Raw genomic sequence first — 13,060 nt, 5'->3', positions numbered from 1 at the left:
ATTGTTCAAATTGTCCGTCGGGGACAAAAGTATTTATTGAGAGGCTGTCGGCACCAATGAATTCGATAAAAATGCGTGAATAATTATTTATAATTTAACTACTACAAAAATGAGAAAAAACGATCATTCATTCTTTAGAAACAGATGTAGAAAGTTGTTTTATAAAGGGAGTATAGTTCTCTTTATCCAGCTTTTTACGGTCTTGTCTATTTTCGGAGAAAATCTGTATGGTCAACAAAACAAGATCGTTACAGTACATCTTAAAGATGTAACCTTGCTCTCCGCGCTGGAATATTTAACGAACGTGATAGGGTGTGAAATCCTTTACAATCACGAACAAGTAAAATCTACGAACAGATTTGATTTGGACATGAAAGAAAAGACTATCCGGGAGGTATTGGACAAATGTTTGGAAAACACGAATTTAACCTACAAGGTAGTCGATGATATCTTTGTGCTGACGGCCCGTTCGGCAGATGAAAAGAAAGAGAAAACCGTTACGGGGGAGATCATGGATGAATCGAAACAGCCGCTTCCCGGTGTTACCGTCAGAATTAAGGGAACTACCATTGGAGTTAGTTCCGATCCTCAAGGAAAATTTAAGTTGTCTGTTCCGGATACGGCAAAGTTAACGTTGGTATTCTCTTTTATCGGTATGGAGACTCAGGAGATTGTTATCAAAGATTCCCTTCATATAAAGGTGATCATGAAAGAGGCAACCGAAACATTGAAGGATGTTGTGGTCACGGGATATGCCAACATTAAGAAATCCAGTTTTACCGGAAATGCGATTCGAATAGGGAAAGAAGACTTGTTAAAGGTTTCTTCCCGGAATGTAATTAATGTGTTGCAAGTGTTCGATCCTTCTTTTCGTATCATGCGAAACAACGATATGGGATCGGATCCGAATACCATGCCGGAATTCTATATTCGCGGACGCTCCGGAATAGGTGTAAAGGAATTGGATAAATCCTCTATTTCTCAAACGGCTTTAAAGAATAATCCCAATACACCTATTTTTATCATGGATGGTTATGAGACGACGGTTGAAAAGGTGTATGATTTTGATCCCAACCGGATTGAGAGCATAACTATATTGAAGGATGCCGCGGCGACGGCTATTTATGGTTCTCGTGCTGCTAACGGAGTCGTTGTTATAGAAACAAAGGCTCCGACTCCCGGTAAATTGAGAGCTTCCTATAATTTCACCGGAGGTTTGACCGTACCTGATCTTTCGGACTACAACTTGATGAATGCCCGAGAAAAACTGGATGCGGAGATCGCTGCCGATTTTTATGAAAATGATGACGATTTACAGTATCAGCAGTTACAACAAGAGTTGATTGCTAAACGGAACAATGTTCTAAAAGGGGTCGATAGTGACTGGATCTCTCAACCTCTGCGAAATGAATTTAATCATAAGCACAGTTTATATATTGAAGGTGGTGTGAACGATATTCGTTTCGGGGTTGATTTAAGATATGATGTTCAGAACGGTGTAATGAAAGGTTCGGGCCGTAAAGTTGTGGGAACCGGTTTTTTAATTGATTATCGGAGTAAACATCTTCAAATCAAGAATAAAGTCAGTTATGATGTAAAAAAATCGACCAATTCTCCTTATGGTACTTTCAGCGAATATACAACACGATTGCCTTATGTGCCTTTTGTGGATGAAAACGGGGATTATTTGAAGACCTTACCCTGGCATTACGGTTCCAACACGAAAAATCCTTTTTACGAAGCTAAGATTTTAAATAATTATGATAAAGGAGGGTATAGTGATTTGACTAATAATTTTCAAGTCAATTGGTATGCTTTTACCGGTATGCAGGTACAGGGACAGTTCTCGATCACCAAAAAAGATGAATGGACGAAAGTTTTCACGGATCCGCTGTCGGATAAATTTAAAAGCGTGTACGAATCAAAAGCGTTACGCGGTGATTTGTCCAAAACGAAAATGGAAGCGATAAGTTGGGATTTGAAGGTGATGGCTAATTACGTACAGTCTTTTGCCAAGCATAATATAAATTTTTCTATCGGTATTAATGCCCGGGAAGAGCGTTATGACCAAACATCTACTTATTACAGAGGATTCCCCTCCGGAACATTGAGTTCTCCGAGTTATGCGGAAGAGACTCAGGAGCCGACTTACACGGATAATCATACCCGATTATTCGGTGGATTGATGGCATTGAATTATTCGTATGACGATATCTATCTGTTTGACGCTTCTTTTCGTCTGGACGGTTCTTCTGAATTCGGCTCTAAGAAAAGAACAGCTCCTTTTTATTCATTCGGTGTGGGTTTAAACATACATAATTACTCTTTTTTAAAGGGTAATCCGACGTTGAGTCTACTGAAAGTTACCGGAACTTTCGGACAAACGGGAAAAGTTGATTTCGAACCTTATGCGGCCAAACATACTTATGAGATTACCAAAAAATATTATGGGACCGGAAATGCATTACAACTCTACTATATGGGTAATGATAATTTGACCTGGGAGATAACGGATAATTATGATGTGAGGTTGGAGTTGGGCTTTTTGCAGGATGCTCTTGAATTTAAAATCGGTTGGTATAATAAGATAACCAAAGACTTAATTTCCGATGTAACCTTACCGGCCTCTACAGGTTTTACAAGTTATAAGGATAATATCGGAGAAGTTCAGAACAAAGGAATTGAGTTGGACGTTCGGGCTACTGTTTTGAGAAATCAAGATTGGAATGTGATTGTATTCGGAAATTTGGCTCATAATAAAAATAAAATCCGGAAAATCTCAGAGTCGCTTAAAGAATATAATGACCGGGTGAATGCCGAGTTTGCGGATTACGATTCAAATTGGAAAGATTCCAAGTACAGTAAACCTTTGATGAAATATACCGAGGGCGGATCATTAACTTCGATCTGGGGTATGAAGTCATTGGGTATTAATCCGAGCGACGGTAAGGAGATCTATGTCTATCGGGACGGAACAATCGGTTATGATTGGATCGCTTCGGAACAAATGATTTTAGGAGATACGGAACCTGACGTGACAGGAGCTTTTGGTGTGAATCTACAATATAAAGGATTTTCATTGTTCGCCACTTTTACTTATGATTTCGGAGGGTATGAATACAATCAGACCTTGGTGGATAAGGTAGAAAATGTGGATTTAAGATACGCGAATGCGGATAAACGCGTTCTTACTCAGCGTTGGCAAAATCCGGGAGATCGCACGAAATTGAAATCTATTAAGGAACGCGAGTACACGACACGTCCTACCTCTCGTTTTGTTCAGAAGAATAATCGGGTAGATTTCAAAGCATTGACTTTGAGTTATGATTTTAATACGGATTTGATCAACCGAATTGGACTGAGTATGTTGCGGTTACAGTTCCAGATGAATGACGTGGCCCATTTCTCGAGTGTAAAACAAGAGAGAGGATTGTCTTATCCTTTTGCCAGAAGTTTTGATTTTACATTAAACGTAAGTTTTTAAAATAGTCGGTTATGAAAATAGATAGAAATATATTTATAATCATCCTGCTGCTTGTATCACTCTCTTCATGTGATAAATGGTTGGATGTTTCGCCTAAAAATCAGGTGACGGACGAGGAGCTCTTCAAAAATGGCGAGGGTTTTAGAAACGCCTTGAACGGAGTTTATGAAATGCTCTCTTCTCAAGAGCTTTACGGACGGGAACTGTCCTGGGGATTCTTGAGTGTTTTAGCTCAAACATATGACGATAATGATATAGAACAAGCTTATTCCGGTTTGGTAAAATACCAGTACGGATTAGCGGGGAATAAAGAGATTATTTCTACGATTTGGTCGAAGTCTTATAAGGCGATAGCCAATTGCAATAAACTGATCAGCGAGATAGAGGGTAAAAAGGGGTCTTTCTTTGAATTGGGCGATGCTGAAAAGAATTTGATTATGGGCGAAGCTTTCGCTTTACGGGCCTTTATTCATTTCGATCTGTTACGTTTGTTCGCTCCGGCACCCGTTACGGGTGATGGCGGCAGTTATATTCCTTATTTTAATGTATACCCTTCTAAATTTGAAGGCAAAAAGACCGTATCCCAGATTATGGAATTGGTGATACAGGATTTTTTGACGGCAAAAGATTTAGTGGCAAGTTATGATACGGTTTATAATAAGTGGTATATGGCAAGTCCGGAAGCTCGTTTACAGGTTTCCGATGCCGCTGAAGGCGGGCGTTTCTTTACCCTGAGAGGTGGGCGGATGAACTATATGGCGATTCAGGGACTCTTGGCGCGGGCATATATGTACGCGGGAGATCTGACGAATGCCGAGAAGTATTGCCGGGGTATTTTAACACGTTACGTGTCGGATGAGGGAGGAGAAGATAGGATTGATTTCACGGAAAAGAATTTTGTTTCTACCGTTGATAAAAAATTCTACGTGAAATACTGGAACGATATTATTTTCGCTCTTTATGACGATCATTTGTTGGAAAAAATTGCGGACTTTAAAACCTCGACAAAAGCCGGTATGTACGTAAAAGATTGGGATGCCATGTTTACGGGCCGGAATGACGGGTTGGATTATCGTGCTTATCAACGTCAACCGATTCCGGGATCAAGTAATGTAGTAACTAAAAAATGGTTGGATTTGGATACCGACGAGCAGTTGGTTCATGCTCAAGAACCTTTAATTCCCGTGTTGCGTTTGAGTGAAATTTATTATATCTTGAGTGAATGTCTTGTGGCTAAAGAGGCTACAAAGGCAGAAGGAGTGGCTTATATGAATAAAGTCCGGGCGAAACGGGGAGCATTGCGGGAGATTTCTGCCGATAATTATACGGACGAATTGATTTGGGAGGGGAAGAAAGAGTATTTGGCGGAAGGACAAGCTTTTTTCTTGTTTAAACGTTTGAACCGACCGATCGTTAGCGGAACACAGATCATTCAAATGGACAAATCCAAGTTTGTGTTGCCTGTCCCTGAAAATGAAAATATTTACTAATAAAATGAAATCGTTATGGGAAGATTATTTTCTCTTTTGATAGGAATATCTTTACTGATCTCTTGCAGTAAAGAGGAGATTCCAATGTATGGTCCTGAGCATTACGTGCAGTTTACAGATATTTGGACCGATTCCCTCGAATACTCTTTTTTCTTCTATTCTTGGGCGAATGATTTGCAGATACCGTTAGCAGTAAAGTTAGTGGGTGATCCTCTGAAGGAAAAAACGAAATTTGTGATAAAGGTGGTCGAGGATGAGACAACGGCCAAACCGAGTCAATACGGACTTCCCGAAGAGATATATTTTAAGCCGAACCAAACGGAAGATACGCTTTATCTGACGTTGAAAAAAGTGGATTTAACCCGGAAAGTCAGACTCGTCGTTGAGATTCAATCCGGGGGAGATTTAATGCCTGGACAGACGATTTATACACGGAAAATCATATGGTTTAGTGATGAAGTAACTCGTCCCACATGGTGGCCGGAAGGTGGTCAGGTTGAAAAAATATTTTTAGGTCCCTATACCGTGACAAAATTCAGAAAGTTTATGGAAGTGACGAAAGTCGGAGACCTGACGGATTACAATTACGATGAGAGACGGGCATTGGCCCTCGAGTTTAAAAACGAGTTGATTCGTTTGTCGGAAATTGGAGACCCGTGTTATGATGAAGATAACTCGTTGATGTTATCGAGTGTACCGGTATTAGGGAATTAAGAATCATTAAATATAGAATGACAATGAAGACAAGATATATATTGATTTTGATAGCTGGACTTTTGGGTTTTTGGTCCTGTATCGATGATGAAGGAAATTACAAATATATTGAATTGCCGGGATTGACTATTAATAAAGGAACTATGGCTTCGTTGCAGGCGATAGTGGGGGAGCCTGTCACCTACGATCCTAAGGTCGAATATGAAGTTCCTGCCGATTCGGTTTATTTTACGTATATATGGTATGATGGGAAGGACTCTGTTTCCAATAAAAAGATATTGGAATTCACTCCTTTACAAATTCGTGAATATCGTTTTAGATTGGAGGCAACGGATACCCGTACGGGGGTTCAATATGTCGGTACGTTATTGTTGAGTGGTGTTTCTCCTTATCAGGATTGTTTTGTGGTTTTGTACAAAGAGGGAGAAACGTCAAGGTTGGGTTTTGTAAAGGTACAAGGATTTATGGAATTCGGAGATCCGAAAGATTTTAAGGATTATAAAATCTATTATCATGTTTATAAGGATGTGAACGGAACTGATTTAGGGACGGGGCCACAGAAGGTAATTCAACATATTGCAGGGATGAATAAGAGTGAGTTTTTAGTAATCCAAAAGGGCGGAGACGGATGCGTAGAGGTGGACGGGACGACCGTTGAAAGGGTGATTGCTACAAAACAAGAGTTTGTGAATGAAAATCCTCCTGCTAATCTTGCACCTGTTGATGTTTGCTATCACCCATCCATTAATGTTCTGTTGAATGCGGATGGAAAATTGTATAACCGGGAGATGTTGTCTAATGAAGGTTTCCATTCTAATGCTTACGTGAATGTACCTATGTATATAGACGTGGATAACGGAGTTAAAGGAGGTAAAATCGAACGGTTAATTCAACCGATTTACACGAATACCAATAACTTTTTATTACATGACGAAACCAATCGCCGTTTGATTTATTCGGCTTGTTTCGGTTCTAATTTGGCTGCTATGGTGGTTTTGTTCTGTGAAGATGGCTGGCCGGCAGAGAATTATACTCCTTTGGATAATTTAGGAGATATGGAGTTGACCTATGTCGCCGCTTATGGCGACTACGAATGGGACGGCGGAAGCAGTAAATACGTGATGATATTGAAAGATCCTTCCGGGAAATATAAGATTCAACAATTTGGGGTTCCGGCAAGATCAAGTGGAGGTGTGACTATTGAAGAAGCATACTTGCAAAAAGATTTTTCCGGGGGTGAATACATCACGCCGAACAGCAAATTCTTTTTGTATAAGACAGGAGAGTATTTATTCTTTAGCGGGGGAGCGAATAATGATCTCTTGTGTTGTTACCGTATGGTGGATGGCGAGACGTTCGTACATGATAATTTTAACGGGAAATCCGTAACCGCTCTTTGTCCGAATGAGGGATATACCTATTCTATGTGGTCCGGGTATCCCGGTTTAGGTGTCGGGCTTTCGAACGGGGAGTTCTATTTTTATCACATGACCGATGCTGCATTATACTATAATAAACCAGAAGTTCTGTACCGGTGCTCAGGGTTTGGAGACGGAATTGTTGATGTGATCTACAAACATACTTCGGAATTTACGTTCTGGCAGTAACGTTTGTATTAACGTGCAAAGTATGTCAAGAGCCGTCGAAACGACGGCTCTTTTTTGTGCCTTGTGAAATCGAAACAGGTAACAGGATAGAGACTATATAACATAAAATATGTTAAATAGAGGATAATAATAAACAAAAACACATACAACTAAAATAAATGTCTTAATTTTAGAAGCAAATTTGTTAGTAGACCGTGTCGTGTATTAACTTTTAAACCTAAGATCATGAAAATTAAAATTGAGCATTTGGATAAAGTTTATCCCGGAGGAAAAAAAGCCTTGAATGACCTGAATCTGGAGATTGAGTCGGGAATGTTTGGATTGTTAGGACCGAATGGGGCAGGAAAGACTACTTTGATGAGGATTATGACGCTTTTGCAGGAACCGACATCGGGGACGATATTTTTTGATGATTACGATATCGCAAAAGACCGGAAAGCCATCCGTTCTTTATTAGGATATTTACCGCAGGATTTTCGTTTTTTCGAGAAATTAAAGACTTGGGAGTTTTTAGATTACGGTGCGGGTTTAGCCGGAATCGAAAAGAAGCAACGGAAAGAGCTTGTAGATGAAATGTTGCGTAAGGTAGGATTATTCGAAGTTCGCGATCGTTGGGCTAATCGTTTGTCCGGTGGTATGAAACGAAGATTGGGAATTGCGCAGGCTATTATCGGTAATCCGAAAGTAATCATCGTCGATGAGCCGACAACCGGTTTGGACCCGGAGGAGCGTATCCGTTTCCGGAATATTTTATCCGATATTAGTGATAAAGATGCGATTATCTTATTATCGACTCATATTGTAGGCGATATTTCAAGTACTTGTAAGAATTTGGCCTTGTTGAACAGGGGAGAATTGAAATTTAAAGGTTCTCCCGATGAAATGATTTCCCAAGCCAGAGGAAAAGTATGGGAATTGTTTGTCACGGAAACGGAATACGAGGAGGTAAAAGAGAAATATCCGGTTGTATCCACGATCCCGACGGAAGGCGGCATGGAGATTCAGGTCGTGGCAGAGAAGATTGATGAAAGTTTCACTTGTAAAGCTATTGAACCGAACTTGGAGCACGCTTACGTTTATTACATGGACTTCGTCTTGAAGGACAAAATGGATATGCAGGCGGAAAAAGAACTTGCCGGAGAGTTATTCAAATAAATATAGAACGATATTTTGCTTACCATTCTTTCTGTTTATCTTTGCTCGTCAAATAAACAGAGGGAATGGTAACTTATTTTCAGCAGTATAGAAGACATTATGTAGATACGATACGTCTGGGTGTTCCTATTGTTTTGGGACAATTGGGCATCGTGTTGGTGGGGTTGGCCGATAATATTATGGTCGGACGTTACGGTACAGCGGATTTGGCGGCAGCTTCGTTTGTCAATAGTGTTTTCAATATTCCGATTTTATTCGGTTTAGGTTTTTCTTACGGGTTAACGCCCCTGGTCGGGCAATATTACGGTCGGGGTGACAAATTCCGGGTAGGAGGATTGTTAAGAAACAGTTTGTTGGCTAATCTATGTATAGGGATTTTGTTGTCTGTGATCATGTGGACACTTTATCTTTATGTGGATAGGATGGGACAACCTGAAGAGTTGTTACCGATTATTCGTCCCTATTTTCTCTTGCAGTTAGCTTCTTTGGTTTTTGTTATGATGTTCAATAGTTTTAAGCAATTTGCTGACGGAATAACGGATACGATTACTCCTATGTGTATTATGTTGTCGGCAAACCTGTTGAATATTATCGGGAATTATATTTTTATCTATGGGAAGTTTGGAGCTCCGGCATTAGGATTGACGGGAGCCGGAATTTCAACGTTGACTTCCCGCGTGCTTATGTTTGTTGCTTTTGTCATGTTGTTTTATCGTAGAAGCGGCTATCGTCGCTACTTGGTGGGGTATAAACGAACAAGTTATAATAGGGGAGATGTAGGAGTACTTAATAAAATGGGCATGATGGTCGGATTGCAAATGGGTATGGAAACGGCTCTGTTTAGCGTGAGCGGGGTTATGATCGGATGGCTGGGGACGATTGCGTTGGCTGCTCATCAGGTCGTCGTCGCCGTTTCGACCTTAGGGTTTATGGTTTATTACGGCGTCGGAGCTGCTATCTCCGTGAGGGTAAGTAATTTTTACGGGAGAGGAGATATTGTTAACGTGAGGCAAGCGACTATGGCAGGTTTTCATCTGATCTTTGTATTGGCTGCCGCTGTGGCATGCTTTTTTTTCTTTAGTAGAGGATATATCGGGTATATTTTTACGACTTCGGGAGAGGTGGTACATTTGGTCGCCGTATTAATGGTGATTATGGTTTTTTATCAATTCGGGGATTGTTTACAGATCACGTATGCAAATTCTTTACGGGGAATCGCGGATGTCACCTCCATGGCTGTCATTTCGTTTGTCGGTTATTTTGTGATTGCCCTGCCGGTTTCCTACATACTTGGTTTTGTGTTGAATTGGGGTATTGAGGGAATATGGATCGGGTATCCTGTAGGACTGACCCTTACCGGAGTGATGTTGTGTTTCCGTTATTACTATGTTTTGCGGAATCGCTAAACGGATTCGACGATACGTCTTTTGGAAGTCTTCAGTCTGTCTTTAATCTCTTGGTATGCTTTCTCTTTATCCGTGAAATGTACGGTATGTATCCCCATCTTTTGAGCTGCCTGAATATTGGCTGGCAAATCGTCAATAAATAAGGATTCTTCTGCTTTCAAATGATAACGATTCAGAAGCAATTCGTATATTTCTCGATCCGGTTTGACCATCTTTTCGATGGCGGAGATGATTTTTCCTTCGAAATAACTGAAAACTTTTCTTGGCTTCAGGTATTCATAAAAATCTTCGGACATATTAGAGAGGCAAAATAATTTATAATCCCGTTGGGATAATTCTTGAATCAGCTTTTCCGTTTCCGGTATATTGACTAATGAAACTTTCACGAATTCTATAAATTCATTACAATCTTCCACGGAACAGCCTGTTAAAGGTGCGATTTTCTCTATAACCTGTTCTCTGGTCAGGATGCCTTTGTCGTATGCCGACCAATAGTTGGAGAAAAAGCCGTTCGCGTGAATGTATCGAATGAGATCCGGATTACCGGGAAAGGTTTGGAGGATGAGTTTGGGATTCCATTCTACGACAACTCCGCCTAAGTCGAAAATAATGTTCTTTATCATATGGTTCTTGTGTTTAAAAATCAATAATAATTCCAATGGATGGAAGTAGTGTACCTGTATCGTTTTTAATATATCTCATGATATAATGGTCCGGATTGTTTTTATCTACGATGTAACTACCATCCGGGTTCTCTGCTGGAACTAATAAATCCGGACTTTTGGTTTTATGGTTATAGATATTTTGAATATCAGCGTATAAGATCAAAGACCAACGATGGAAATAAAAACTTCGATCGACCCGTATGTCCAATTGGTGGAAGGCCGAGGCCCGTCCGCTGTTGAAACGAGAATAGTCGTAATAGGGTTGATGTTTGGCGTCCCATGCGACGATTAAAGAACTGGTCTTTGCATCGTAAGGGGTGGAAGGAGCCCCGTTCGCGTAACGCCACTTCATCCCGATATCCCAATTCCCGAATTTCCGTATCGCTGTTAACGAGAAAATGTGTCGATTGTCCCAGCTACTCGGAATATAAACAGATGTCGGTCGAAAATTTTTATCCATTTTTTTAAATTCCGAGTAATAATATGTATAGGCAACAGAAGCCGTGAGTCCGAAAAGTTTCTGGGTTCGTAACATGAATTCGATTCCGTATGCCCGGCCTTCTCCTGAAGATTTTACCGGTTCGTCTCCCACGGCGACATAATCCGTACCTTTATTGGCCAAGACGATACTGTCCAACAAAGAGACAGGATAATGATCGTATTTTTTATAGAAACTTTCGAGGGTTATCCGGGTAAGGTCTCCTATACGGAATTCGATACCGGCAACGTAATGATCGGTTGAAATGTATTTTAAATGATTGTCTTTATTCACGAGGAGGCCTTCCGCATTCGCGTATCCCATGGTTGTGTAGGAGGGTAACTGGTAATAGCGTCCCACGTTGAAATTGATGTACCAGAATGGTGTTAATCCGTAGGATAAAGAGAAACGGGGGGAGAGTTGCTTGAAAGGATTTTGCATATCGGAAGAGTAATTGTTCCCGTCTGCCCGAATGCCCAAAGAGAGGGTTAACTTTTCATCTCCGAATATTTTACTTGCTTGTCCGAAAAAGGACCATTTAAAAAAATGGAAATCGTGATTGTAATGAATGGAGGAAATATCTCCTTGCGTGAATAATGTTTTGACGGTTTTATTCTTGTAGGCCGCATGCTCGATACCCGTACCTAAATTGAGTTGGATGCTGGCTTTTAGCAACCGTTGATGTTCGAAACGAAATTTGTTTTCGGTTTCACCCGAACTATAGTCCGTTGATTTCGGACGGTTTTGGTTATTGTCTGTATACTTTTCGATTTCATTTTGTAGGGTACTTCTGCTCAGCACGAAGAGGTTGTTCCAATGTTTGCCGTAATGCCTGTAAGTGATGCCTATGGTATAACTCCATTGTTTACTTTCCGGTAAATAACGGAGTAAATATTTTTGATTGTCGTCAGGGTGCTTCATCCCTTTATTCAAATGATTTACATCGTAAGCTCCTATACCGATAACGGTCAGTTTGTCCTTGCCGTCGATTGTTGTTTCTGTTTTGAACTGGAAGTCATTGTATACGGGTAAAAATGGCAGTCCGATGATATTGAACAACATTTTAAGATAGCTCCGGCGGGCCGAGGCAATGAATGTCGTTTTGGGAGTTAGAGGTCCGTCGATGGAGAGACCGAAATCGGTTGCTCCTAAAGTGCCCCTGAATTTTAATTTATCCGGATTTCCCGCTATTTGTTTGAACTCCAATAAAGAACTCATCAAATTACCCCTCGATGCCGGGAAAGCTCCGGCATAAAAATCGACTTCCTTGACAAAATCCACGTTAATGATACTTACTACTCCCCCGGAGGAACCTTGGGTGGCGAAATGATTTAGATTAGGTATTTCCACATTATCCAAGTAAAAACGATTTTCACTTGGACCTCCTCCTCTGACAATGAAATCGTTTCGGAATGCGGGAGAAGAAAGGACTCCCGGCATCGATTGCAATACCTTGGAAATATCCCGGTTACCTCCCGGATTTTTCTCGATTTCGGCAATCCCGATCCGTTGCAGAGATATGGGACTGTTGCTGGTTTTACGAAAGGGATCGGCTTTTATGGTCACCTGATCTAAAGCGAAGCTACTCTCTTCCAGTTCAATATTAATGGTTTTTTCCGAAGCCGTATTTACCATAAACTCTTCAGACAGGATCGTTTTGTAGCCTAAACTGCTTACTTCGAGTCGATTAAAACCGAGTGGGATTTTTTCGATTCGGAAATAACCATTGGTGTCGGTAGTAACTCCGATAGTCGTTTTCCAGATGATTACATTGGCAAAAGGAATGGGTTCATTATTTTTACGATCGACTACTCGTCCTTTTACTACCCCTTTTTCCTGTGCAAAAGAGGAAAAAAGGAAAAGATTAAAAAAAAGAAAAAGAAGTATTCGTCGGATTTTCATAACGGTTTATTTGAGTTCGGAATTCACAAATATAACTAAAAATATCCCGTTTACCTCCATTCATGGACCTTAATCGTGTTGTAAACTGAATTCTTTATGGGATTTCAGACGAAAATGTAAAGAATATCTATAAAAAAGAATCATTTTGTTTGGAAATTT

8 protein-coding genes are annotated in these 13,060 nt (G+C 40.5%); 6 read left to right on the top strand and 2 right to left on the bottom strand.

Annotated elements, in window-relative coordinates; all coding sequences use genetic code 11:
• Positions 1 to 109: 109 nt before the first annotated feature.
• The 6 genes from PGR74_RS10100 to PGR74_RS10075 all read left to right on the top strand — a co-directional run bounded on the left by PGR74_RS10100 (position 110) and on the right by PGR74_RS10075 (position 9,856).
• On the top strand, positions 110 to 3,484 hold the full coding sequence (locus tag PGR74_RS10100; RefSeq protein ID WP_082027566.1) for a SusC/RagA family TonB-linked outer membrane protein: 3,375 nt from the start codon (positions 110 to 112) through the stop codon (positions 3,482 to 3,484).
• Positions 3,485 to 3,495: 11 nt separating this feature from the next.
• Positions 3,496 to 4,974, top strand: a complete 1,479-nt coding sequence (locus PGR74_RS10095) for a RagB/SusD family nutrient uptake outer membrane protein (protein WP_041503022.1) — start codon at positions 3,496 to 3,498, stop codon at positions 4,972 to 4,974.
• Positions 4,975 to 4,989: 15 nt separating this feature from the next.
• On the top strand, positions 4,990 to 5,688 hold the full coding sequence (locus PGR74_RS10090) for a DUF4843 domain-containing protein (RefSeq protein WP_041503021.1): 699 nt from the start codon (positions 4,990 to 4,992) through the stop codon (positions 5,686 to 5,688).
• A gap of 23 nt (positions 5,689 to 5,711) precedes the next feature.
• Complete coding sequence (locus PGR74_RS10085; RefSeq protein ID WP_041503020.1) at positions 5,712 to 7,295, top strand: PKD-like family lipoprotein; 1,584 nt, start codon at positions 5,712 to 5,714, stop codon at positions 7,293 to 7,295.
• A gap of 225 nt (positions 7,296 to 7,520) precedes the next feature.
• A complete protein-coding gene (locus PGR74_RS10080; protein WP_041503019.1) occupies positions 7,521 to 8,450 on the top strand; it encodes an ABC transporter ATP-binding protein in 930 nt (309 codons plus the stop codon).
• A gap of 65 nt (positions 8,451 to 8,515) precedes the next feature.
• Complete coding sequence (locus tag PGR74_RS10075; RefSeq protein WP_041503018.1) at positions 8,516 to 9,856, top strand: MATE family efflux transporter; 1,341 nt, start codon at positions 8,516 to 8,518, stop codon at positions 9,854 to 9,856.
• Here PGR74_RS10075 and PGR74_RS10070 read toward each other — a convergent pair.
• Positions 9,853 to 10,479, bottom strand: a complete 627-nt coding sequence (locus PGR74_RS10070) for an HAD family hydrolase (protein ID WP_270517065.1) — start codon at positions 10,477 to 10,479, stop codon at positions 9,853 to 9,855. The two genes, PGR74_RS10075 and PGR74_RS10070, sit on opposite strands and share 4 nt — an antisense overlap.
• Before the next feature lie 13 nt (positions 10,480 to 10,492).
• A complete protein-coding gene (locus tag PGR74_RS10065; RefSeq protein ID WP_270517063.1) occupies positions 10,493 to 12,901 on the bottom strand; it encodes a TonB-dependent receptor in 2,409 nt (802 codons plus the stop codon).
• Positions 12,902 to 13,060 lie beyond the last annotated feature (159 nt).

The organism is Sanguibacteroides sp. AM78-02pH3A (genome assembly GCF_027666085.1).
GTDB classification, from domain to species: domain Bacteria; phylum Bacteroidota; class Bacteroidia; order Bacteroidales; family Marinifilaceae; genus Gabonibacter; species Gabonibacter massiliensis.
Note: the sequence above shows the minus strand (reverse complement) of the source record. Positions and strands in the feature narration are given on the sequence as shown.

Bases quoted from the DNA above. Each gene is read 5' to 3' on its own strand.
- PGR74_RS10090 (WP_041503021.1), top strand. From the start codon at position 4,990: ATGGGAAGATTATTTTCTCTTTTGATAGGAATATCTTTACTGATCTCT.
- PGR74_RS10075 (WP_041503018.1), top strand. From the start codon at position 8,516: ATGGTAACTTATTTTCAGCAGTATAGAAGACATTATGTAGATACGATA.
- PGR74_RS10070 (WP_270517065.1), bottom strand. From the start codon at position 10,479: ATGATAAAGAACATTATTTTCGACTTAGGCGGAGTTGTCGTAGAATGG.
- PGR74_RS10065 (WP_270517063.1), bottom strand. From the start codon at position 12,901: ATGAAAATCCGACGAATACTTCTTTTTCTTTTTTTTAATCTTTTCCTT.
- PGR74_RS10100 (WP_082027566.1), top strand. From the start codon at position 110: ATGAGAAAAAACGATCATTCATTCTTTAGAAACAGATGTAGAAAGTTG.
- PGR74_RS10080 (WP_041503019.1), top strand. From the start codon at position 7,521: ATGAAAATTAAAATTGAGCATTTGGATAAAGTTTATCCCGGAGGAAAA.
- PGR74_RS10095 (WP_041503022.1), top strand. From the start codon at position 3,496: ATGAAAATAGATAGAAATATATTTATAATCATCCTGCTGCTTGTATCA.
- PGR74_RS10085 (WP_041503020.1), top strand. From the start codon at position 5,712: ATGAAGACAAGATATATATTGATTTTGATAGCTGGACTTTTGGGTTTT.